A 23,121-nucleotide genomic window follows, 5' to 3' on the forward strand; every position below is an offset into this window, starting at 1 on the left:
ATGGAAGCAATCATATTAGCTGGCGGAATGGGGACACGTTTGCGGGAGGTTATATGGGATTTACCCAAACCGATGGCTCCCGTAGGGGGCAAACCATTTCTTCATTACATTCTTGAGCGATTGGAGATGCAAGGGGTTCGCAGGGTGATACTTGCGGTAGGATACAAACATGAAACCATTAGCTCTTATTTCGGCCATCGCTTCGGAGAAATAAGAATCGCTTATTCGGTGGAAGAAAAACCGCTAGGAACCGGAGGGGCTCTTAAGAAGGCGATGACTCAGATTTCCAGCGATCAGGTGCTTTTAATAAATGGAGACACGTTGTTCCAAGTCGATATCCAGCAGTTGGTTCAGGTTCATAATGACCGCGCTGCCGACCTGACGCTTTCACTTAAGCCGATGAAACGCTTTGACCGATATGGTGCCGTTATCGTAAGTTCGGACTGTAGGGTGTTGAGCTTTCAGGAGAAACGGATGTGCGAGTCCGGCTTGATTAATGGTGGTGTATACGTAGCTCGTACCGATTTATGGAATCCGTTTGAGCTGTCAGATCAATTTTCATTTGAGCAATTTCTAGGAAATCCTGGTGCACAGAAACTTAACATGTATGGCTTCCCGAGTGAAGGTTATTTTATCGATATCGGTATTCCGGAAGACTATGAGCGTGCGAAGTCTGAGCTTGGCACCGGAGGTGGAGACGGATGAGAGCAAAGGCGCTTTTGCTCGACCGGGATGGTGTAATTAACCTTGATAAATCTTATGTTTATAAAGTAGAGGATTTCGAATTTAGCAAGGGTATATTTGAGACACTCTTACGTTTTCAGCATGCGGGGTTTGTACTCATCATCGTAACTAACCAAGCGGGGATTGGTCGGGGATATTACACGGAGGACGACTTTTGGGCGTTAACGGCATGGATGACGGGGCAATTCGAGGCACATGGAGTCCGGATCGCCAAAGTATATTTTTGTCCCTATCACCCTGTACACGGCATCGGTGAATACAAACAAGATGCATTCTGCCGAAAGCCTAATCCAGGTATGATTTTACAAGCAATGCGAGAGTTGCAGCTGGATCTGGCCTCATCGGTAATCATAGGTGATAAAGAGAGTGACATCGAAGCAGGTTTGCGGGCGGGGGTCGGGACCACGATCTTAATCCGTGACTATGAAGCAAGTTCTGCTACAGCGGCTACGTTTACTGTGAGGCATGTAGGCGAGGCGGCTGAGCGTTTTTTCCAAACTGTAAACAAACCATCACATTGAAAAAGCACAAAGTCCTGCAATTTTGCAGGATTTTGTGCTTTCACAGTGGGGATCACCTAGCTCCCCTTCGTCTGCCCCCGATACGCATTCGGCACGAAGCCGGTATGCGCTTTGAACAGCTTGCCAAAATAGTTCTTATTCTCGTAGCCGAGCATATCTGAGATTTGTTCCACGCTTTTATCCGTGATTTCTAGAAGCTCCTTCGCCTTCTCCATCTTCATCCGCGTCACGTACTCGATGAAATTCTCGCCTGTCTCCCGCTTGAACAAGCGGCTTAAGTAGCTCGGGTGCAGATGTAGATGCGCGGCAGCGTCCTCCAGTGATATTTTCGTATCGAGATGGTTATACACGAACCGCTGGCACTCTAGGATTTCACGATTGTGCGACTCCCGGTACACTTGTCCCGCCCACTGGATGGCCTGCTGCAAATAATCCTTCAGCCACAGCTCCATTTCGCGGATGGAAGACAGTTCGTGGACATCGTGATGCAGCAGCTCCGAGGAAAACGTCGATTGATAATGCTGCAGCGACTTGAGGCGCATCCGCACATCCAGGATCATTTTGAGCAGCCAATCCTTCACCTCTAGGGGGCGGAACCGATTGTACTGAATGAAATCGACCCACTTCGAGACGAACGAATCAATCCCTTCTGCACGCTCATCGAACACCACGCTGCGGAATTCATCCAACGCCTGCGCGTACTGAGCGAGCAGCTCCCCCCCGTCTCCGAATCCTTCCCGCAAATGCTCAAGTTTGCTGATCGAGGACTCTGGCATGTAGAATCGGATAGCCTTGGCCTCCACCATGCGGATCAATTGATCCTTCAACAACCGAACATCCTTCACCGGAGTCCCCGTGATGAACGAAAAGGAAATTTTTGCATACTTCTGCAAGCAGCTTTGCAGCTGTCGCAGCGTCTGCTCCATCTTCTGGCTGTTGTTCACATGCAGCTCAGAGAAATGCGGAAATAACAGCACGATTTCGCCTGTATCGTAGGTGAACAAGGTCACTTCCTTTTGATCCACGAGCAGCTCCTCTACAATATTCTGAATCGTATACTCGAATAAATCTGTCGACTGGAACCGGCTATTCGCCTCTTTCACCCGATTGGCATAGCCGAATACAGGCAGGACAGCGTGCTTGTTTAGCTGAATACCGAAGTCCCCTGCTTTGGTGCTCCACTCAGCAGCATCAAATAACGGCTCATTTACAGTGCTTCGGATGAACTGACGCTTAGAAGCGCTGCGTTGCTGCGAGACCTCTTTCTCGAGCTTGCGGCTCTTCGACTGCTGCCGATCCTCCGCATCCAATTGCTCCTTAAGCCTAATTAATACCTCCGTGATATTGCTGACGTTCATCGTTTCCTTCAAAATATATTCACTCACCGATAGCTTAACGGCCGCCTGAGCATAGTGGAATTCATCATGACAAGAGAGAATCACAGCTTTCAGGTGCGGATCCTCCTCGCGGAGGGACTTGATTAACTCCAGCCCATTGATCCCAGGCATCCCAATGTCGCTGATCAATACATCTGTTTTGGTTTGCTGCCCCGCCTTCAGGGCATCCAAGGGACTAGCATAAACGCCAGTCAATTGATAGCCGAGCGTTTCCCATTTTATCGTCGTTTTCAGAAATTCAAGAACCGGTATATCATCATCTACAATCATGACGGTGTACATAGGTCACACCTCTTTCTCAGGTTGCTGTGGGAAGAGCAGAATAATCTGAGTGCCGTGTCCCAGACTGCTTTCAATGTTGTAATCGAATTGATGGCCATAAATCATCCGAAGTCGTTCAAACACATTATGTAAACCAATCCCCGATAGGGAAGGACTGCTTGCTTCTTCCGCTACAGGCATTATTGGGGTAGCTTCTAAATGATTGCGAAGCTCCAACAACCGCTCTGGCGTCATGCCAACACCGGAATCCTGGATCTCTACTTGCAACCTGCCATCCTCAGCAATTCGGGAAACAATCATTATTTCACCTGCTTTACTTTTAAGTCCATGAATATACGCATTCTCAATGAGCGGCTGCAGAAGGAAACGCGGAATTTGGATAAGCAGGGTGTCGGAAGCCGCGGATACACGCAGAACAACCCGATCGCCGTGCCTCGAATTCAACAGACGAACATAGTGCTCGTTGATCCCAATCTCTTCATGGAGCGTGATGTATGCGTTATTGCGATTGATGGTCATGCGCAAGAGGGCAGACAATGAGCTGATCAATTCAGCGTTCTCCTCGTCGCCTTTCATCATAATTTTCAACCGAATGGAATTTAATACATTAAAAAGAAAATGGGGATTAATCTGTGCTTGGAGCATCGCCAACTCAGCCTTACGCTTGAGCTCTTGCTCTCGCTTATTCTCGAAGAGCGTCAGCTCGATACGATCAATCATGCGGTCAAATACATAGCCCAACCGGCCGACTTCGTCCCCGCCATGTATGTTGGAACGTTCGCTCAATTGACCAGATTCGATTCGGACAACGGTTTGGACAAGCTTTGCGATAGGCTTCGTTAGTGTACGCACCACATAGAGCAGCACAACCGCGAACAAGATCAGAAACACCAATTGGATACCGAAATCCGTCTTTCGAAAAGACTGAATTTGCTTGGCAGCCGCCTTATAAGGCGTCATGTTCACGAGCTTCCATTCCGGCGTGACTTGAGCACTCTGCATGATATATTCTTCACCAGCTACCTTCACGAAAGTGGAACCTTCCTCAGTAGAAAGCTGGTCATAATACATAAATGGCTTGCCGATCTGACTAGAATCCTTATCCACCAAGACTCGGCCGTTTTCATCAATGATGACCATGGACTCATTATCCTGATATTGAGCAAAAAAATCTTGAAGTACATCTAACTCAAGACCCACAATGACATAGCCATATGTGGAGCCATTTAATCGAAGTGGCTTTGCTGCTGCCAATAGATAAGGTTGAATCGACTCCTGACTGTAATTCGGCTCAACGCCAATCCATTTCACATTGTAACCAGTTACCTGGTCTACACCAGGCATCCATTCTTTATCCATAAACGATTTCGGTTCAAAATTAAAAGTCGTATAGGAAGCCACATACTGCCCATTCGGCAATAGTATCGTGACGTACAAATTACCTAATGACCTAATCACCGTTGTAACCCGATTCGATATGGTTTTCTTATCTAACACAATATCTCCAATTGGCGTTGTTTCATTTACATGACTTAAGCTCAAAATAGGCTCCTGTAGATCCTCATCCAATTGAATAAAGTTCATGAGATAGACCATATTCTTCAATTTCTCTGAGACAATCTGATTCGCAATACGCATGGATTGCCTTGCACTGTCTGCCACTTGTGAACGAACCGCATCCCGTGTGAACAAATTCGACACATTCATCGACACGATGGATGGTAGAACCAGACAAATCAGAATCGTTAGTACTAATTTATTACGAAGAGATAATGTGCGAAACCATTGCAGCACTAACGCTTCCCACCTTTTCCAATAAAATGGGAAAAAAGAGGGGCCCTGTGGCCTCCTCTTGCTCCCTATACACATTATACCAGTAACGCTAGACTAATCGTTACCGATTACTTCGCATTACTTTTTCTGATGTCTTCAATTTTAGCTTTCGCCGTTGAAATTGTTTTCTCTAGATCTTGCTTGCCAGTTAAGAACAACTCAACTTGCGTTAAGTATTCTTTCTCTTGTTGCAAAGCGTACGTTGGAGGAACAACCAATTTTGTCGCTTTGTTCACTTTCAAAGTGGATAGCAAGGAAGCTTTATCAATTTTAGATACTTGATCTGGTTTTCCGCTTTTTAGAATCGCATCCACGTTTGCATTAATATCCGCTTTCTTCCAACCGGAGAAGAACAGACCTTGCGTTTGAATGCCTTCTGTTGTGTACCATTTCACGAAGTCATAAGCGGCTTGTTTATTTTTGGAGTTTGCAGCAACACCCATGAAGTCAGCGCCAACTTCAGTTAGACCATTTGCATCTTTCGCATCATATTTCGGATACGGAGCAAATACCGTGTTGAACTTCGCGTTTTGTGCAAGCTCACCAACCATCCAGTTACCTGTTGCTAGCATGGCTGTTTTACCCGCGTAGAACACGTCACGGTAAGCCATCTTTTGGGAAACAACTTCGAAGTAAGGAACGGACGATTTATCTACGTTTTCCATTTGGTTACGTAGGTTCAAGGAGAAACGAACCTGCGGGTTATCAATATTCTCTGTGCCATCGGATTTCACCAGGTACGGATTGTCCATATTGTTGTTCAAACCAAGTAGCGCGTAGTCTTTCCAGTTGTGGAAGTAGGAACCGTACTGTTTCGCTGCGCCGTCACCTGAAGTCAGTTTCTTCGCGTATTCTGCGTAGTCATTCCAAGTCCATTCTGTTGGAACTGGAAGCTTAGCTGCATCTAATTTGTCTTTGTTCAAAAGAACGAACCATTCGATCATTTTACCAGGCAAAGCGTAGTATTTGCCGTTAACAACCGGATCAAGTTTGTACTCGTCTTTAACAACGATGTTATCTTTTTTCAAGTAAGCATCGAGTGGCTCAAGAATTCCCGCGCCTACACGTTGTGCAAAGTCAGATGCGCTGGAGTACATTACAACGTCCATTTGCTCGCCGGAAGCAGCTAGTAGATCAAGCTTTTTCATACCTTCTTGGGAATCGCCCTTTTCGGACATGCTCTCGTAAACGACTTTAACGTTCGGGTGAGTTTTGTTATACGCATCAACAGTTGCATTCCAGTTGCCTTGTGCTTCTGTGTACCATGCTTGTACTTTAATCGTAACAGGTGCATTCGTTGATGAAGTTGCTGCACCGCCAGCCGTTTCTGCTGGTTTATCTTCACTTTTGCTTCCACAGCCTGCAAGCGCAGTACTGATTGCTAGAACACCGCTTAATACGAGTAAACTCTTTTTCATATGAACCCCTCCAAGAAGATATTTGTATAATGCTGCGATAACTGAAAACCTTTACATGACGAATCGTAACAAACTTAGTTTGAGCACACGAGGCAATATTTTAACCTCATGTACTCTTATTTTGACATCTTGCTTGTAAACAGGAGTTTAGCCTTTAACGCCACCCATGGAAATCCCTTCGATAACTTGCTTCTGTCCAATGATGAAAATGATCAACAAAGGTAAGATCGCAGAAACGGAAGCGGCCATGATTAGGGAGTAGAATTCGCCATTTAAATCGGCGAAGGAATGAATCCCTAGTGGAAGTGTGAATAACGACTTGTCTCTTAGGAAAATCAATGGATTTTGGTAATCATTCCATGTCCAGATAAAGCGCAAGATCGCATAAGTCGCAATCGCAGGACGTACAAGCGGTGTACAGATGGTCCAGAAAATGCGGGCATGACCAGCGCCATCAATCCTTGCGGATTCCATATACTCATCATGGATACCTAGATAGAACTGACGCAGCATGAACGTACCCAGTACGCTGAAAGATCCTAGAAGAATAAGTCCTAGATGCGTATCATACAGGTGCATGGAACGAAGCAAAAGGAATTGCGGCACGAGAATCGCCTGACTTGGAACCATATAAATAATAAGAACGAGAACAAAGAGAATATTCGAGCCGCGGAACTTAATTTTAGAAAAGGCATAAGCCGCCATCGATGAAAATAGTACGGATAAAGCAGTCGTGATGACAGCTACCTTAATGGAGTTCCAATAATACAAGGGGAATTTGGTCGTCCATACCGTTTTATAATTTTCAATTAGGCTAAAATGTTTAGGAATCCACTGTATCGGAAAAATGAATACGTCGGCTTCTGGCTTCATGGAAGCTGAGATCATCCATAGGAATGGCGTCATAAACAGGATGCCGAAGATGGCCATCACGATCGTTATAATAATCTTTTTGAGACTTTTCTTATTATCCATGTGTTAACCTCCATTCTAGTTTAATAGTTGACCCATTTACGTTGGCCGAACCATTGAATTAACGTAATTAAGAGTACGAGAATTAGAAGCACAATCGCCATCGCAGAAGCATAGCCAGATTGCAGGTTAATGAAGGCTGTTTCGTATAAGCGGTACACGACCACACTCGTTGAGTTAGCCGGTCCACCATTGGTCAATACGGAAATGACATCGAATACTTTGAATGTTCCAATAATGCCCGATACGAGCAAGAAGAATGTTGTTGGTGACAGTAATGGTATGGTAATGCTGTAAAATTGCTTCCATTTCGATGCACCATCAATATCTGCTGCTTCATAAAGATCTTTCGGGATGGATTGAAGTCCTGCCATGAAAATAATCATGTTGTACCCAATGTTGATCCATACCATTAGACCCATCACACAGTACAAAGCGTAATCAGGGTCGGCAAGCCATTTCGGTGGATTGGCAATTCCCCAGTCGATTAAGGTTTGGTTAATCGGCCCGTACGTTGGGTGGAAGAGAACTTGGAACACGATCGCTACCGCAACCACACTTGAGATATACGGAATGAAGTAAATAACTTTGAAAACACCTTTGAAATACACTTGTTTATCAATCAGTACCGCTAAAACCAGTGAAACAATGAGTGTTAACGGAACAACGACCATCAGAATCATATTGTTCTTCAATGAAAGTAGAAATACACTGTCATGAATCAGCTTTATAAAGTTGTCCAACCCGAGGAATTTCACCTTCGAAAACCCGGCAACAAAGTTCCAATCGGTAAAGCTCAAAAAGAAGGAAGCAATGATTGGAAATAACGTGAAAACGAATAGGCCGATGACCATGGGACTAACAAAAAGATATCCGGCTAAATTCTCTCGAATTTGCTGTTTGGACTGTTTCGGCTTCACTTGGGTTTTTGGGATACTACCTGCTTGCGATTGTATATGGTTAGCCATGAAATTCACCCCATGTCGTATTTTCTATAGTCTACCTTGTGAGCGATTCACGGATAAGTCACAGAATTGACCCTTTCGAGTAATATTTTAACCTGCAGCGTAGATTTCTATTTTGTAACAGGGAAAAATCGCGCACAGCAAAGAACCAGAGAGCCTCCATTGGCCCTCTGGTCCCCATCACATCTTTACTTGTTCGCTTCATGCACCTTCAACAATTTCCCCTTGATGGTCGTGTTCTTCATAATTTTGAGCACCATCGGCCCTTTGCCGTTCAAAATGTCGACATACGACACATTATCCTGAATCGTGATGATGCCGATATCCTCAGCGGTAACACCTTCAATTTTGGCGAGGGTGCCGACAAAGTCAACAGCGCGAATCTTTTTCTTTTTGCCCCCGTTAAAATAGAGCTTCATGATGCCCTTGTTTAACTGGTCACTGCGATCCCGCTTGATGACAGGCGTTGCCTGCATCTTCTGATCGAAGGCAGCTCGCTTCGCGGCAACCTCCTCGGAATCGGGCGCATCCTTCCTTGGGATATCGAAGCCTAGATAGCCCTCGATATCCGCCAAGAACTTGTCCTCATGCGGCGTTACGAACGAAATCGCCTTGCCTGTCTTGCCCGCCCTGCCTGTCCGACCAATGCGGTGCACATAGCTTTCTTTTTCCATCGGAAGATCATAGTTGATGACATGTGTGATGTCCTCCACATCGATCCCTCTTGCCGCGACATCCGTGGCTACCAGGAATCGGAACTCTCCGCGCTTGAATGCATTCATGACCAGGAAACGATCATCCTGCACCATACCACCGTGGATTTTATCACACGGGAAATCCAACTGATCGAGCTGTGTGTAGAGTTTATCGACATGCTCTTGTGTCCGGCAGAAAATAATGCAGTTCTCTGGATTCTCCATCACGAGGACATTCTGAAGCAATGGCCACTTCTCGTTCTCCCGCACCGTGATAAGAGAATGCTCAATTTGTACTTTCGCAGCTTCAGGCGTTTCGATCTCGATATCGATGGGCTTGCGCAAATATTGATGACACAGCTGCTCTACATCTTTTGGAAGGGTAGCCGAGAACAACATCGTCATCCGATCCGTTGGCAGCTCATCAATGATAGCTCCCACCTGCTCGATGAAGCCCATACGCAGCATTTCGTCCGCCTCATCAATGACCAGATACTTCAGGCGCTCTACGTCCAGCGTCCCTTTCTGAATGTGATCCAACACACGCCCCGGTGTGCCTACGACCACATGGCATTTCTGGTGCAGCTCCAGCTTCTGCTTGGCAAAAGGCTGTTTGCCGTACAAAGCAACTGCCTTAATCCGCTTAAAGCGTCCGATGTTCGTCATATCCTGCTTCACTTGATCGGCGAGCTCCCGTGTTGGTGTCAGGATGAGTGCCTGCGGCCTGTTCTCTTCCCACTCCACAAGCTCGCAGATCGGGATGCCGAATGCCGCCGTTTTTCCGCTCCCCGTGCGGGATTTCACGGTCAAGTCCCGCTCCTGCAACGCAATCGGGATCACCTTGTGCTGTACATCCGTCGGCTGCGTATAACCCAGTGTAGTTAGCGCACGCGTAATATCCTCACTTAATTGATAATCATTAAAGCTTCTTGTCGTCACGATTTGACTCCCCTTCTTGTTGCTGTGGCTCTATTCTACTACATCTGGAAGCGGAAAAGAAAAAAACGGCTAGCTGATTTCATCTTCGACACACGATTCACCGCAAAATCACGAGTGAAATGCCCAACATTAGCAAATAGTAACAAAAACAAGTCAGGGTGATACGCTCCGTGAAGAACTCCATCTTTACCTTCATGCAAAAATGAATGGAGAGGTTCGTTGCCGCTTCTTCATGCAACATGACAAAATCGTCACTTTAAATAATGGTATATCGATGGTTGAAACGTCAATTCGTCGGTATAGTAAGGTGGTGAAGGAGGACGAAACCATGGCTGCAATTATTCAAACAAAAAATTTATCCAAATCATATGGAAAAACACAAGTCTTAATAAATATTGATTTAACGATTGAACAAGGGGAATTCACCGCGATTATGGGGCCATCTGGCTCAGGCAAAACGACCTTAATGAATGCTCTTTCCACGATTGACAGTTTTAACGGCGGGGAGGTTTGGGTCGAAGGGAAATCGCTGTTAGATTTGAAAAAGAAGGCCTTACGAGAATTTCGCCAGAAACGCATGGGATTCATCTTTCAAGATTACAACTTACTTGATACCTTAACGGTGAAAGAAAATATTCTGCTCCCGCTCTCGTTACAGAAAACACCTGTCGCGGATATGGAACAGCGATTAGCCAACTTAATAGAAGCGTTAAACATAGAATCGATCCTATCCCAGTATCCGTCTGAAATTTCCGGTGGTCAGAAGCAGCGTACGGCTGCGGCACGAGCGATCATCACCAATCCAGCAATCGTGTTTGCCGATGAGCCAACGGGTTCACTGGATTCCCGATCTGCTACCCAACTGCTTGAACAAATTCAATTGCTCAATCACACTTTGAAGACAACGGTTCTGATGATTACCCACGATTCGTATGCAGCGAGCTACTGCCAGCGCGTGATATTTCTTCGTGACGGCAAAATCGTCAATGAGATGGTAAAAGGCGAACAGTCCGAGAAGGAATTCTTCGAGCGAATCCTAACGATTCAAAGTGCCATAGGGGGCGACCGCCGATGAGCTTGCTCGATTTATCCTGGCGTAACTTGAAACGAAGCTTCAGGCTGTATGCGATCTATTTTATTTCCATGCTCATCGGAGTCATTATTCACTTTACGTTCACCGCTTTAATGTTCAATAGCGATATATTAGCAGCCATCGAACAAAAGCGGAATTTCCAACTTGGCTTGTCTATTGCCTCTGTTGTCATTTTCTTGTTCATTATTTTCTTCATTCTGTATGCGAATTCGTTTTTTATGAAACAGCGTAAAAAGGAATTTGGCATGTATCTGCTGTACGGTATGAGCGAACGACAAATTACCTTCATGGTCTTTCTCGAAACCTGTTTTCTGAGTAGCATTTCTGTCGTAAGCGGGATTCTAATCGGTGGGCTGCTATCCAAATTTTTCGGCATGCTGCTCATGAATCTGATGCAATACGATGATGTGATCTCCTTTGCATTCCCCATCCAAGCAGTAGGATCAACCATTCTTCTGTTCGTCTTACTCATTGGCATTATTAGTGTGCAGTGCTATCTAAGTGTACGCCGAGTACAATTAGTGGAATTATTTCATGCAGTGGCAAAAAGGGACAAGCCACTTACGTTTTCCACATGGCTTGCGTTACTATCCATCTTGCTGTTAGGCGCAGCTTATTTTCTCATTAGTCAGGAGGGAGATTCGGTTTTCTGGAAAGATTACCTTATGGCCAGCATGATTACCGTGACTGTTGGAATCATCGGTGGGACGTACTTATTTTTCCGTCAATTTCTCGGCTGGGTGCTGGAGAAGATTAGCCGCAGGAAAACGTATTTGGAGGGCAACAAGATTCTGTGGATTTCCTCGCTGCGTTTCTCAATTCGTGGAAACACGTTGAATCTTACCTTCATTTCATTATTCAGTACGGTCGTCATTTTCTTGGTTGGGTTCGTTGCGATTAACTATACCGTTCAAATTTACTCGGCTGGCAAAGAATTTCCGAACCACATTGCCTTTACCTCGCAGGATGCAAACACGCAAAGGCAAATTGAACAATGGATAGAGGAAGGTCATCCGATTACTGGGCATGAAAGGATCGAGGGACTATCTGCCAAACCAGTTACAGACAGGGGAAACCCCAATGGAAGTGCAGGTGATGATAATTTCCAAGATAAATACCTTCTGTTCTCAGCATCACAATATAATAACGTCGTTCGTATGCGCGGCGATAAAGAACAAGTGAATTTACAAAATCAAGAAGCGGTAGCTCTTTCACAAGGAGCTAAACCCATACTGTTTACAACAAATAACCAGCCGAAATTCACAGTGCTCCTTAAGGAAGAAACAACATTCAATCTTGTTGAAAAAAAAGACTATGCCTTGCTTAGTAAGGCTACTAATGCAAGTGGCGACGTAGGTTTGAAACCTTCCGTACTGATCATTTCGGATGAAGCTTTCGAAAGACTAAAGCAAGGGGAAGCCCTTGCCTCGTTCGACATCTATCAAATCGAAGATGCCAAACATTCGAATGCTTTATCACATAAGGTTCATGCCCTAGTTTCAAAAACACCAGGAACTTACTATGCTGCATTCATCGATCTCTATTCAATAGATGTTGAAACTTCATCCTTGCTGCTATTTTCAGCTGCTTTTCTCGCCACCATCGCCGTATTCGCTATGGGAAGCATCATCTATTTCAAACAGTTGCGAGAAGCGACGGAAGAACAACGACACTATGCGATTTTACGAAAACTCGGCGTCGATGACAATGAACTGAAATGGGTCATTCGCAAACAATTGCTGTTTGTGTTCTTGCCTCCTCTCCTCCTGGGCATGCTGCACAGCTGGTTTATTACGTATTATCCAACCTTGCATGAGGTAAGAAACTTCCCGCAGCTCACATCCATTATTTCTACGATCTTGATCCTGTATGTTGTCATCTACTTCCTATTCTATGTATCCTCCACGAGTGTGTACTATAAAATAGTGAACCAAAAGAACGCAATGAGCTAATCATTGCGTTCTTTGCTGCAAGTATACGTAAGGATCTTCATCTTTCGGAAAATGCAGGATACATTGCGTATATACGCCGACTTCGGACGTACAGGTAATATAATGACCAAGCTTATTCGATAATTGCTGTGCCAAATATAAGCCCATTCCAGTCGACAACGCAAACGTTCTTCCCGTTTCTCCCGTAAAGCCACGATTAAAGATTCGCGGAAGATCTTTTTGGCTTATACCAATCCCGTTATCCCGAATTAACAGTTGCTTTTCTTGCGGTGTTTCACAGGTTGAAATGGTAATCTCGCCGCCATTTTCGGTATATTTCAAACTATTCGTTATCAGCTGATTCACGATAAACAGCAACCATTTAGGATCACTTTGAACCACAAGTGTTTCTGCTTGCAGACTGATGCGGATTTTTTTGGAGAAAAACGTTTTCGAATGTGCCTTCACGATCTCTTTCGAGATCTGGATACCATCACAATTTTGAATCGCATAATCCTGATTAAAACTATCCAGCTTGGCGTAATAGAGTGCTTGGTCTACGTAATTTTCAATCTTCGCGATCTCTTCCCTTAGACTATCAGCGTCCATATCCGTTTGCTGCAGTAACCGAAGCACGGCGATCGGAGTTTTGATCTCATGGAACCACGAAACGATAAAGTCATAATGCTCCTGCTGCCTCTCCTGAACGCGATTCATTTCATGGATATGCTGCTTCCTCAGTTCCTCGATATACAGCTGGGCGAACTCGCCTTCCAACGACAAACTTTCATAATCCTCACTTTTCATATGTCGGATTACACGTACATATTGCTGGTAGCGGAATATTAAAAAACCAAGTAATAACATCGAAGATAATGTGAAGGCATAGAAGAATGTCCCCCATGCCCAGTCCCCCTGACTATCAGCAAAAAATACAGCCGCCGAGATCAGGAACCCCACCAGATACAGATACATATAAGACTTTTCGTAGGCGAGATAGCGCAGAAAGGTCATTCGATCAAATACCCCATTCCTTTCCGGGTGACAATAAAGTCTTCCAGTCCAAGCGCAGCGATTTTTCTTCGCATCCGGTTCACGTTCACGGTCAATGTGTTATCATCGACGAACTGTTCTTCATTCCATAGTGCCTGCATGAAGTCCTCACGGGAAACAATCTTCCCAATATTCCGCATGATTAGTTGTAAAAGGATGAATTCATTCCGGCTCAACTCCGTAACTTGACCATGATATTCAATGGTGGAATTCGTTACATTTAATTTCAAACCTCGATGCATGAATCGAAGGCTCTCTTCTTCCTGATACGTATATTTCCTGCGGATAAGCGCGCTAATTTTGGCGACCAGAATATCCAAATCAAATGGTTTCTGGATAAAATCATCCCCACCCATATTAATCGCCATGATGATATCCATATTCTGATTTCTAGATGACAGAAATATGATCGGTACTTTGGACACCGCACGTATCTGCTGGCACCAATAGAATCCATCAAACACCGGAAGATTAATATCTAATAGAATGAGGTGTGGTTCTGTCTGCTTAAATTCCGTGATAACCTGGTCAAAGCGGGTCACTTCCACCACATCATACTGCCACTTTTTCAACGTATCCGCGACAATACGCCTAATTTTCTCATCGTCCTCAATCATCATGATTCGATACATGAAATCCTCAACACTTCCTGTCATTAACCTTTATAGCTTTTTACGCATGACATACCAACTATCTATCCTCTCTGGATAAAATTTGTGCTCGATGACTTCGTAATGCAATCGTTCGTATACCTGAATATTCTCTGGAATGGATAGTCGCACACCGATCCGAGTTTCCATAATTCCCTGACCTCGCGCTTTGTTTTCCACGAAAGTTAAGAGTGCTTTGCAGATGCCCTTTCCCCGGAAATCAGGAAGCACCGACACCCTTCCAATATACATATAATCGTCGACTGGTTTGTACCTCGCTGACCCTACCAGCTTATCGCCTTCCCATGCGAGTGCTGCTCCGCCACCGATAGTAAACGTATGGATGGTATCGTCTACCGTTTCCTTAAGTGCACCTGACGGTGGATTGAGCTTGCCGTTGTATTCTTTGAATGATTCTATCATGACCTGGTAAATGAGTTCGGATTCGTCGATCGTTGCTTCTCTAATTGACAGGACCATCGTTGCTCAGCTCCTCGCCATGTTTCTTACATAATCAGGCATACGTCGCATATATCGCTCTGTATCCGGTTCAAAATCATACTGTCTATACAGCTCATGCGCATCCTTCGTACCCAGCAAGCCCACGAGATCTTTATAATCATCAGAGGTGATCACACTTTCAACTAGTTTCTTGCCGATCCCCATGCCCCTATAGTCTTCATCAATAAATACATCGCATAAATAATACATGGTCGCATGGTCTGTCACGACTCTCGCGTAGCCCACTTGCTTGCGCCCCTCATAGACGCCGTAGCATACAGAGTTCTCGATCGAGCGTAATGTCCTTTCCTCCGGCCGCTTATTCGCCCAATAGCTTCGTGAGAGGAAACCTTTGATCACATCTACATCTAACAGTTCTTTATTATCGCTGATAACAAATTGATTCCATGTAATCTCCATCATATCTGCTCCTCTACTTAACTGGGTTCATTGATTTTCATCTATAATACTACATTCCATTGCATATCTGTTATTCTCTTTTCTCCTATTCGGAATGTCCTGCAAACATGTGCACGAAATGTCGGATAACCCTCTGCAATTACTGCTATTCTATGGATATAGGAGGTCAGAACCATGGATTTGCTTAAAAATATGAACAGTGCGCTCAAGTATATCGAAGACAACCTGACGGACACGATCGACACGAAAGAAGTAGCTCGACTAGCCTTATGCTCCGAATATCATTTCAAGCGAATGTTTTCCTTTCTCGCGGGCATCCCGCTATCCGAGTATATCCGCCGCAGACGGCTAAGCCTTGCCGCTTTCGAACTCAGAGACAGCCATGTCAAAGTCATTGATATAGCCATCAAATACGGGTATAACTCGCCCGATTCGTTCACGCGATCTTTTCAGAATTTACATGGGATTACACCGTCAGAAGCCAGACTGAATGGGCAATCATTGAAAGCCTATCCGCCTATGACCTTCCAAATCACCATTCAAGGGGGAAATGAAATGAATTATCGTATTGAGGAAAAAGAAGCTTTTAGTATCGTCGGTATCCAGAAAAGAGTTCCAATTATATTTAACGGCGTTAATCCCGAAATTGCAGCGATGTGGCAAAGCTTGAACATGGACATCATTACCACGCTTAAGCAACTTTCGAATGTCGCGCCTATTGGACTGCTAAGTGCCTCTACCAACTTCTCCGAAGGCCGCATGGAGGAAAAAGGAGAGCTTGACCACTATATTGGCGTTGCCACAACGAATCCCTGTCCCGAAAATCTCACACAGCTCGATGTGCCTGCCTCGACTTGGGCGGTTTTCGAATCCATCGGACCTTTTCCTGAAACGCTGCAAAATGTTTGGGGACGCATTTACTCCGAATGGTTCCCGTCCTCTGGCTATGAACAAGTCGCCGGACCGGAAATGCTGTGGAACGCGGATAAGGATACGACTTCGCCTACGTTTAGAAGTGAAATATGGATACCAGTGAAGAGAGCGTAGTAGGTGGGGGAGTGAGAGCAGCTCTATTTCCCCTCCCCCGGTACATATAGAAAAAGCTCCTGGATTCCTACGCATTTGCAGGAATTAGGAGCTTTTTCGGTATAGATTTCATCACTATAGGTTGAAGTGGATGTATGAAGCGCGGGATGCCGGCATTGAGGGAGGCCGTCAGCTAGACACTGACCGAGGCCTTCTCTTTTGGTGCGCTTGGCATACAAGCAAATCCTCTTTTTGCAAAGTAACATAAGGAAAAGCTGCGTATCACTTGATACGCAGCTTTTCTTTATTATACGATGTTTATCTATATGGGGGTTGTTGCGAATAGTTGAATCGATTGCTGCAATTGCGCGAAGGCTAAGGGGTTCTCAGCAAGCTGTTTATTCGACCTTACAGCCTGCACGACATGGTGCAACAGGCTTTCTGGCATATCCACATCACCCGAATTCGCTGTCAATGCAACAATCAGCTTCAATTCCGGAATGCCGAAGATACGTCTACCGCCTGAACCAGATGCATAGAATATATCCATTTCCTTGCGACTTCCTCTATTGAACCCTTTTGCAAGTGACTTGGTCCACCAATAATAGCCATAAGAACCTTGCGTACCGTTACTATAATTTAAAGTAATTCGCTTCATTAATGATGTACGAATCCAAGATTGGGGAATAATTGACTTTCCTTCCCACTGTCCTTCATTCAGATAAAGCAAGCCTAGCTTCGCCATATCCGCCAATGATAAAGCCAATGCCCACGCACCAATTGTAATGCCTTGGTGATCATGATTCCAGGTCACATTCGTTATACCAAGCGGTTCGAATAACCGAGACTTCGCATACTCAAACATAGACATACCGGTTACTTTCTCAATAACTGCCGAGAGTAAATGAGCGTCACCGTTCGAATAATTAAACACCGCACCAGGTTCATGTTGGGCTGGGCGATTTAGAATATACGCTATCCAATCCGACGCATGCATCATCTCAGTCGATGATTGCTCCTGATCATTATTCCATGACAGTCCTGAAGTCATGCTAAGCAGATGCTTCAATCGGATCTTTGATTTCAGAGGATCCTTATCTAACTCTGGAAAAAATGCGGCCAAACGCTGTTCCGGACTCTTAAACTTACCTTCCCCTAACGCAATCCCGAATAACGCTGATGTCACGCTTTTGGTAACAGATTTCATATCTTGCGGGATGTCAGACCCAATCCCTTCTTTACAAGCATCCGCCACCCATACACCATTACGAATAACTGCTATACTATGCACGCCCTGATTATGGAAAACCTCAAAAGTCTTAGCTAACGTAGCTGAGTATAATCCTTGTGCCTCAGGCGTTGATGTTGGCCAGCCATGTGTGGGCCAATGAGCCGATGGACGGGATGTTGCTTCCATACTACTTCGTAGTGGACTAATCACATTTGTTAACACAAGATCGATCCTTCCAGTTTGGTTTTCCCCTTTTTCCCTGTAATATACAGAAAAAGTGTGAAGCAAATGTGGTGAGAATCTTAAAGAAACCTTAATCTAGCTGAAAGTTTCCTGAAAATCTGTGTTGTAAACGCTCTTATGTTACAATTTGATGAAATGTTACTTTGGAGGTTACCTATGCGCAAATTAATCTTCTTCATCGGTCCTGCAGGTGCAGGCAAAACAACGCTAGCAAAGGCTTGGGTGCGCCGACATGGCGGGGCTTTCTTGGATATGGACACATTGCTGCGCCCCGCCGCAGAAGCAATCATGACCCTTGCCGGGCAAGATCCAAGCGATCGGGATTCACCATTTTATAAGGCACACTGCCGCGATTTGGGATACCGCATCACGATGGACGCGGCGCTTGAACAGCTCACGCTTGATCAGGATGCTATCGTGATCGGTCCTTTTACGAAGGAGCAGGGAGATCCGCTGTGGCTGGAAGGAGAGTTGGCTCGTATCGGAGCATCCATTCAGGATGTCAGCGTTAAGGTGATTTATGCGTATTTACCGAGTGAGGACGCTTATAAGGAGCGTATTCGCTTAAGGGGCATTGAATTGGATGAATGGAAGCTGGACAATTGGCAGCAATTCCGTTCTTCGCTGCAGCGCAGAGAAGTTACTTGGCGGATGAAAACGTCGTCTCTCCTGTATTGGGATAATTCGGAGCCGCTATCGGATGCTAGGGAAGCTGCGTTAGCTGCCTTCATCTTAGCCTGATTTGGATTTATCGGGGGTTTACATGTACTTCTTTGTAAATTGACTGCACTTAGGTACTACAACAGGATAGTACTTATTTCATCCCTCATAAACTGCTATCCTGAATGTATACAACATTTGCCCGAAAATATCACTGAGCTAAGGGGAGGTTGGGCCTTGGACATTCATAATCGATTTGAGAACTTAGAAAAGAGAGTTCTCGAACTTGAGAAAGAAATCGCAATGTTAAAGCAAAGCAAACCAACTGAAAACAAAGTAAGTCATCCAAATCCAAATTTCAATCCCAATCATAATCCCGTTCACGTTTCACCTATTGCTCCATCCAAACAAGCAGTTACGAAAGTAGAAACCGACTGGGAACACCTTATTGCCAGGGTATGGCTGCCGAGAGTTTTTATGTTCGTACTTCTTATCGGAATCGTATGGGGATTCAAAGCGGCGGTTGACAACGGACTCCTCACAGAGCGCATGCGCTGTGCTATTGGATTTTTGGTCGGTGGAACCTTTGTCATACTCGGTTTCAAACAACACAAGGCAAATCGACCTTTGCTCTCACAGGTTTTATTAGGCGGTTCTATCGGATTGTTCATGCTAACCACCTTTGCTTGCCATCAATTGTATGAACTCATTGGGGCACCTATTGCGTTCACCATGAATGTGTTATGGGTAGTCTTGGGCTTATGGTTTTCACACAAATTAAAATCACAATCATTAGCCATCATAGCAAGTGCAGCGGGTGTTTTGACGCCTTTCTTATTAAATAGTAACAACCCTTCCTCCGTATTTTTTGTTAGTTACGAGACGCTATTATTTGTAAGTTTTATGCTGTATGCCATACGAAATCAATTTGTCGGTTTATTTTACACTTCGTTCAGTCTACTCCCCTTAGCATTGTTCCTATTTGGCCTTGGTGTACATGGAGATGCGAAGGTTGCAGCGATTGGGGTGTTAGCACAGCAAGCAGCTTTGCTAGTGACTATATGTTTGAAAAGTCCCACGATGAATCACCAACTTAGATTGCTGATTCCCAGTTTCGCGTTCACCGCTATTTGGTTTAAAGTAGCTTACACCGATACGCAATTCAACGTTTTGATGGTTACAACTTGTATGGTCTATGCCTTGATTTCCTACTGGTTCAACAGAAAAGCACACGAGAAGTTACCCTATACGATGACAATAGCATCCTATGCCTTGCTTTTCTACTCGGCTAATTACTTCAGCACTGATGCATTACCTGGTTTCTTATTAGTAGAGGGAATTATTGCGCTGCTACTTGGTTTCATCGTGAAATCGTTATTACAAAAAATCAATGGCGTCATCATCTATGTACTCGCTTTTGCAACTGCATTGGGGACAGTCATAGAAGGTATGAGCAACATCATTTCGGTTGAAATGTTAATATGGCTATTATTAGTAGGAACCATGGTGTGTATGATCACAATGGTTTCTCATTTCGGGGTCGGCACCACAACTAAGAACACATTAATCATGCTTAAGTACGGGCTTGGATTCCTATTCTTGTATTTCATAACGGAAGTAACACGAACATTGACACACGATTTCAGTGTAAATATCCAACATCTGTGTGTTTCAACGGCATGGGTCCTTTACGCGATTAGTGTGATTGCCTATGGACTGAAGAAAGAAGTTAAACAAGTAAGACTCACTGGTATCGCTTTGTTATTCCTAACTTTAATGAAGGTCATCTTGATGGACTTGCCAAATGTCTCTCTAACAATTAAAGCGATTTTGTTTATTGGACTTGGTTTCGTCGGTCTTTTGTTATCGCGTTTCTTCTACAAGAAGTCATCTGCTTCTTGAATACTCCCCCTGTTGCACTAAAGGCGTTCACTCCGTAGAGTGGACGCCTGATTTCATCTATTCTCGTGTAACATGCGTGCGGAATGTCCCCGCTGGCAAGCCAAGTCCATTTACTAAATTGGCCTCCGTGTAATTCGTCCAGGCATATCGCGCCTTTGCTGGCTTCGTAATTTCTGGATGCCACACTTCAACAGTGTTACCAACGATGCTCGCTTCAGCCGTCAGGAATGGACCCTCCTCAGCAGCTATTTGGAAGCCGATGAGTTGCTCGCTCCCCGCAGGAAGTTCTAGCCCCCCATCTGTATGATCAAAATGAAGCACAATTCGGCCATCTTCGATGTGCAGCTCACGGTACACGGGGCCTGAGCTCGTAAGCTCTCTCCCATAGACATGCTCCAATGCTGTTAAAGCGAGGCGATACCCCACTGTCCGCTTATCTCGCGGATGAATGTCATCGCGCTCACCGCAATCTAATGTGACGGCCATGCCCGTATGTGTGACGCGCTCATTCACGATCGCTTGGGACTCGCGCAGCAACGGCCATGATTCACCGTCTGGATTACCATCCGAACAGTAGGATGTCAATTGAACGAAGTGGAAGGGAAGATGGTCATTGTGCCAGAGTGAACGCCAATTATGGATAAGTCCTGTCAGCAGCTTATCGTACAGCTCAGCACGGCCTGCATCGCTTTCTCCTTGATAGAATATGAATCCCTTTAACCCATAGGGAACTACCTTGAGCAGCATCGTTTCGTAGAGACCGCTTGGTCTCATGAAGCTATGCGGACTCATTGGAGGTGGCCATGGATAGCCCCCGAGCTCTTCATCACTTGCACCAGCAGCTTTACGTGATTCATAGTCTGCCGTTGATTGATCATAGGCTTGACGGATTATTGCGAAGGCATCCCAGTCGAAATCCTTCACCTGCTCTTGGAAGGAATCTACATATACCTGCAGCTCGGGTTGCTGGCTAATGGTGGCCTCACTCACCCAGCTTGATGCCGATGTTCCTCCCCAATAGCAGCCGATTATGCCAATCGGTACGCCTTCTGAAGCCTGAATATGCTGGGCAAAATGATAGGCAACCGCTGAAAAGTCAGGGACATTTTCTGGTGCAGCCTTTTTCCATGTTGCGTTCATAAACGTTACTTCGGATGGATTCTCCCACTCCAATCGAGGAACTTCAAAGTGACGAATCAGTGGGAAATTGGCTTCCGCGATGTCCGCCTGCGCATGACTAGTATCTCGCACCTTCCACTCCATGTTGGATTGTCCACCAGCTAGCCAAACATCGCCAAAGTACACATCATGAACAGTTGCAAGTTGTCGTCCCTCGGAGCTGACCGTTAAGATATGCGGGCCACCCGCTTCGGATGCAGGCAGTATCGCCTGCCACTTGCCGTTTACGCTGATTGTTTGTACCTGTTGTCCTTGGCACTCCAAGGTTAGCTGCATCCCATCAGGGCCCTTCCCCCAGACGGGGTTCTCTTGATTTCGCTGCAAAATCATACCATCGGAGAAGATCGCATGTAGTTGAAAGCGGTTGCTCATTTCCACACCCCATTACCTAAAATTGGATAATAATAGCTCGTATCTCTTTCTCATGATACACTATTTCGTAGACGAAGAACGTCCTTTTTGCCGAGTAGGCGGAGAGGCGTTTTTTTTTGTTTTTCTAAAAGGAGGCGACGATTACACGATGTTATTTGAACCTGCTCACAAAACATTTATAGAAGATCACCTAGCTCGCCGAGCCGGAGAACGCAAAGGACGTTTGCTCCGCGGACATAACTATGCTGAGAAACTATTTCTCCAACAGGTGTGGTGGCCTTTATTGGAAAGCTTGGATAATCTGCATCCCGAGTATGAGATTTATGATTGGAATCGAAAATCTCAATTCCTCGACTTCGCTTACCTCAGCCCTGGTGGACGTTTCGGGATAGAATGCGATGGTTTTCAGAGTCATATCAGAGAGATGGATCGCGAAAAGTTCAGTTATGCGTTGAATCGCGACACCTTCCTTACTGGGATGGGTTGGAGAATGATCCATTTCTCCTTCGACGATATCCAGAACAGACCCGAAGTATGCCAAATGCTGCTGCAGTTAGTGATTGGTCCCCACCTCATTCGGCCATCAACTGCAGCAACGCTGACTCCGGATGAAAAAGAAGTTCTTCGACTAGCCATCAACCTCAGCAGACCGCTGCGCCCGAAGGACATCATTAGCCGTTACGAAGTTAACTTTCGTACAGCTCGTAAGTGGCTTAATGGCCTTGTTGGGAAAGGCGTTCTGCGCAAGAAAGAGGGTGGCGGTACCTATGCGCGATACTATGAGCTGAACGATGGCGCTTGGCAGCGATTGTTGTGATGTGCTAGGAGCTTCATGCTGACGTGGAGGCATGACAAAACAGCCGGAGCCGGAGACAGAGACAGAGACAGAGACAGAGACAGCACAACTCTCGGCATGTTGCATTATGTGCAACATGATTGCTGGAAAACAGCTGCCTTGTGCATCTATGTTGCATTTCATGCAACATTATTGGCTGGTTTGGTCCGAATTGGGGCTTTTCGCCTCAAAATGTTGTATCAAATACAACATTAAGGGCAATTTTGCCCCGAAAGCCCGAATCATGTTGTATAGATTA

General features: G+C 45.3%; 20 protein-coding genes. 8 read left to right on the top strand and 12 right to left on the bottom strand.

Translation table 11 applies throughout. From position 1 onward, the window contains the following. The gene (locus tag ACSQ8P_RS32445) at positions 1-705 is read left to right on the top strand and encodes a nucleotidyltransferase family protein (RefSeq protein WP_436238959.1); all 705 of its coding nucleotides are present in this window, start codon (positions 1-3) and stop codon (positions 703-705) included. After that, on the top strand, positions 702-1,265 hold the full coding sequence (locus tag ACSQ8P_RS32450) for a D-glycero-alpha-D-manno-heptose-1,7-bisphosphate 7-phosphatase (RefSeq protein ID WP_436238960.1): 564 nt from the start codon (positions 702-704) through the stop codon (positions 1,263-1,265). The genes ACSQ8P_RS32445 and ACSQ8P_RS32450 overlap by 4 nt, the downstream gene beginning before the upstream one ends. Positions 1,266-1,321: 56 nt before the next feature. Here ACSQ8P_RS32450 and ACSQ8P_RS32455 read toward each other — a convergent pair whose 3' ends face one another. From ACSQ8P_RS32455 to ACSQ8P_RS32480, 6 genes are all read right to left on the bottom strand, one after another. Continuing rightward, positions 1,322-2,944 (bottom strand): response regulator transcription factor, encoded by a 1,623-nt coding sequence (locus tag ACSQ8P_RS32455; RefSeq protein ID WP_436238961.1) that lies wholly within the window; start codon positions 2,942-2,944, stop codon positions 1,322-1,324. A gap of 3 nt (positions 2,945-2,947) precedes the next feature. Next, the gene (locus ACSQ8P_RS32460; protein WP_436238962.1) at positions 2,948-4,738 is read right to left on the bottom strand and encodes a cache domain-containing sensor histidine kinase; all 1,791 of its coding nucleotides are present in this window, start codon (positions 4,736-4,738) and stop codon (positions 2,948-2,950) included. A gap of 107 nt (positions 4,739-4,845) precedes the next feature. Next, positions 4,846-6,195: an ABC transporter substrate-binding protein gene (locus ACSQ8P_RS32465; protein WP_436238963.1), complete on the bottom strand. Its 1,350-nt coding sequence runs from the start codon at positions 6,193-6,195 to the stop codon at positions 4,846-4,848. Between the two features lie 147 nt (positions 6,196-6,342). Beyond that, entirely contained in the window at positions 6,343-7,170 is an 828-nt protein-coding gene (locus ACSQ8P_RS32470) for a carbohydrate ABC transporter permease (RefSeq protein ID WP_436238964.1), read from the bottom strand. A gap of 20 nt (positions 7,171-7,190) precedes the next feature. Continuing rightward, positions 7,191-8,135, bottom strand: coding sequence for a carbohydrate ABC transporter permease (locus tag ACSQ8P_RS32475; RefSeq protein ID WP_436238965.1), 945 nt, complete (start codon positions 8,133-8,135; stop codon positions 7,191-7,193). Positions 8,136-8,320: 185 nt separating this feature from the next. After that, a complete protein-coding gene (locus ACSQ8P_RS32480) occupies positions 8,321-9,766 on the bottom strand; it encodes a DEAD/DEAH box helicase (RefSeq protein WP_436238966.1) in 1,446 nt (481 codons plus the stop codon). A 328-nt stretch (positions 9,767-10,094) separates the two neighbouring features. On the opposite strand from ACSQ8P_RS32480, the gene ACSQ8P_RS32485 reads away from it, so the two are divergent. Then, positions 10,095-10,841, top strand: a complete 747-nt coding sequence (locus tag ACSQ8P_RS32485; RefSeq protein WP_436239664.1) for an ABC transporter ATP-binding protein — start codon at positions 10,095-10,097, stop codon at positions 10,839-10,841. Then, positions 10,838-12,811 carry an FtsX-like permease family protein gene (locus tag ACSQ8P_RS32490; protein ID WP_436238967.1) on the top strand — a complete coding sequence of 658 codons (1,974 nt, stop codon included), beginning with the start codon at positions 10,838-10,840 and terminating at the stop codon, positions 12,809-12,811. The genes ACSQ8P_RS32485 and ACSQ8P_RS32490 overlap by 4 nt, the downstream gene beginning before the upstream one ends. Here the strand turns inward: ACSQ8P_RS32490 and ACSQ8P_RS32495 are convergent, their stop codons facing one another. The 4 genes from ACSQ8P_RS32495 to ACSQ8P_RS32510 are packed head-to-tail and all read right to left on the bottom strand — an operon-like array spanning position 12,812 to position 15,414. After that, on the bottom strand, positions 12,812-13,804 hold the full coding sequence (locus tag ACSQ8P_RS32495; protein WP_436238968.1) for a sensor histidine kinase: 993 nt from the start codon (positions 13,802-13,804) through the stop codon (positions 12,812-12,814). It lies immediately after the preceding gene. Continuing rightward, entirely contained in the window at positions 13,801-14,475 is a 675-nt protein-coding gene (locus ACSQ8P_RS32500) for a response regulator transcription factor (protein WP_436239665.1), read from the bottom strand. The genes ACSQ8P_RS32495 and ACSQ8P_RS32500 overlap by 4 nt, the downstream gene beginning before the upstream one ends. A 30-nt stretch (positions 14,476-14,505) precedes the next feature. Beyond that, the gene (locus ACSQ8P_RS32505; RefSeq protein WP_436238969.1) at positions 14,506-14,973 is read right to left on the bottom strand and encodes a GNAT family N-acetyltransferase; all 468 of its coding nucleotides are present in this window, start codon (positions 14,971-14,973) and stop codon (positions 14,506-14,508) included. A gap of 6 nt (positions 14,974-14,979) precedes the next feature. Continuing rightward, positions 14,980-15,414 (bottom strand): GNAT family N-acetyltransferase, encoded by a 435-nt coding sequence (locus ACSQ8P_RS32510; RefSeq protein ID WP_436238970.1) that lies wholly within the window; start codon positions 15,412-15,414, stop codon positions 14,980-14,982. 174 nt (positions 15,415-15,588) lie between these two features. On the opposite strand from ACSQ8P_RS32510, the gene ACSQ8P_RS32515 reads away from it, so the two are divergent. After that, on the top strand, positions 15,589-16,461 hold the full coding sequence (locus ACSQ8P_RS32515; RefSeq protein WP_436238971.1) for an AraC family transcriptional regulator: 873 nt from the start codon (positions 15,589-15,591) through the stop codon (positions 16,459-16,461). 301 nt (positions 16,462-16,762) lie between these two features. On the opposite strand, the gene ACSQ8P_RS32520 is transcribed toward ACSQ8P_RS32515, so the two are convergent. Then, a complete protein-coding gene (locus ACSQ8P_RS32520; protein WP_436238972.1) occupies positions 16,763-17,857 on the bottom strand; it encodes a serine hydrolase domain-containing protein in 1,095 nt (364 codons plus the stop codon). 213 nt (positions 17,858-18,070) lie between these two features. Between ACSQ8P_RS32520 and ACSQ8P_RS32525 the strand changes: the two genes are divergently transcribed. Next, positions 18,071-18,655: an AAA family ATPase gene (locus ACSQ8P_RS32525; RefSeq protein WP_436238973.1), complete on the top strand. Its 585-nt coding sequence runs from the start codon at positions 18,071-18,073 to the stop codon at positions 18,653-18,655. A gap of 156 nt (positions 18,656-18,811) precedes the next feature. Continuing rightward, positions 18,812-20,476: a DUF2339 domain-containing protein gene (locus ACSQ8P_RS32530; protein ID WP_436238974.1), complete on the top strand. Its 1,665-nt coding sequence runs from the start codon at positions 18,812-18,814 to the stop codon at positions 20,474-20,476. Between the two features lie 57 nt (positions 20,477-20,533). Here ACSQ8P_RS32530 and ACSQ8P_RS32535 read toward each other — a convergent pair whose 3' ends face one another. Beyond that, positions 20,534-22,027 (bottom strand): sialate O-acetylesterase, encoded by a 1,494-nt coding sequence (locus ACSQ8P_RS32535; RefSeq protein WP_436238975.1) that lies wholly within the window; start codon positions 22,025-22,027, stop codon positions 20,534-20,536. 148 nt (positions 22,028-22,175) lie between these two features. Here ACSQ8P_RS32535 and ACSQ8P_RS32540 point away from each other — a divergent pair, with 148 nt between their 5' ends. Continuing rightward, positions 22,176-22,844 (top strand): hypothetical protein, encoded by a 669-nt coding sequence (locus ACSQ8P_RS32540; protein ID WP_436238976.1) that lies wholly within the window; start codon positions 22,176-22,178, stop codon positions 22,842-22,844. Positions 22,845-23,121 lie beyond the last annotated feature (277 nt).

The sequence above is a fragment of the Paenibacillus sp. LjRoot153 genome (assembly GCF_964253085.1).
Lineage (GTDB): Bacteria > Bacillota > Bacilli > Paenibacillales > NBRC-103111 > Paenibacillus_E.

Excerpts from the sequence above, each read along its gene's own strand:
- ACSQ8P_RS32470 (WP_436238964.1), bottom strand. The coding sequence starts at position 7,170 with ATGGATAATAAGAAAAGTCTCAAAAAGATTATTATAACGATCGTGATG.
- ACSQ8P_RS32535 (WP_436238975.1), bottom strand. The coding sequence starts at position 22,027 with ATGAGCAACCGCTTTCAACTACATGCGATCTTCTCCGATGGTATGATT.
- ACSQ8P_RS32540 (WP_436238976.1), top strand. The coding sequence starts at position 22,176 with ATGTTATTTGAACCTGCTCACAAAACATTTATAGAAGATCACCTAGCT.
- ACSQ8P_RS32445 (WP_436238959.1), top strand. The coding sequence starts at position 1 with ATGGAAGCAATCATATTAGCTGGCGGAATGGGGACACGTTTGCGGGAG.
- ACSQ8P_RS32525 (WP_436238973.1), top strand. The coding sequence starts at position 18,071 with ATGCGCAAATTAATCTTCTTCATCGGTCCTGCAGGTGCAGGCAAAACA.
- ACSQ8P_RS32475 (WP_436238965.1), bottom strand. The coding sequence starts at position 8,135 with ATGGCTAACCATATACAATCGCAAGCAGGTAGTATCCCAAAAACCCAA.
- ACSQ8P_RS32490 (WP_436238967.1), top strand. The coding sequence starts at position 10,838 with ATGAGCTTGCTCGATTTATCCTGGCGTAACTTGAAACGAAGCTTCAGG.
- ACSQ8P_RS32450 (WP_436238960.1), top strand. The coding sequence starts at position 702 with ATGAGAGCAAAGGCGCTTTTGCTCGACCGGGATGGTGTAATTAACCTT.
- ACSQ8P_RS32485 (WP_436239664.1), top strand. The coding sequence starts at position 10,095 with ATGGCTGCAATTATTCAAACAAAAAATTTATCCAAATCATATGGAAAA.
- ACSQ8P_RS32495 (WP_436238968.1), bottom strand. The coding sequence starts at position 13,804 with ATGACCTTTCTGCGCTATCTCGCCTACGAAAAGTCTTATATGTATCTG.
- ACSQ8P_RS32455 (WP_436238961.1), bottom strand. The coding sequence starts at position 2,944 with ATGTACACCGTCATGATTGTAGATGATGATATACCGGTTCTTGAATTT.
- ACSQ8P_RS32465 (WP_436238963.1), bottom strand. The coding sequence starts at position 6,195 with ATGAAAAAGAGTTTACTCGTATTAAGCGGTGTTCTAGCAATCAGTACT.
- ACSQ8P_RS32515 (WP_436238971.1), top strand. The coding sequence starts at position 15,589 with ATGGATTTGCTTAAAAATATGAACAGTGCGCTCAAGTATATCGAAGAC.
- ACSQ8P_RS32510 (WP_436238970.1), bottom strand. The coding sequence starts at position 15,414 with ATGGAGATTACATGGAATCAATTTGTTATCAGCGATAATAAAGAACTG.
- ACSQ8P_RS32500 (WP_436239665.1), bottom strand. The coding sequence starts at position 14,475 with ATGTATCGAATCATGATGATTGAGGACGATGAGAAAATTAGGCGTATT.
- ACSQ8P_RS32505 (WP_436238969.1), bottom strand. The coding sequence starts at position 14,973 with ATGGTCCTGTCAATTAGAGAAGCAACGATCGACGAATCCGAACTCATT.
- ACSQ8P_RS32520 (WP_436238972.1), bottom strand. The coding sequence starts at position 17,857 with ATGGAAGCAACATCCCGTCCATCGGCTCATTGGCCCACACATGGCTGG.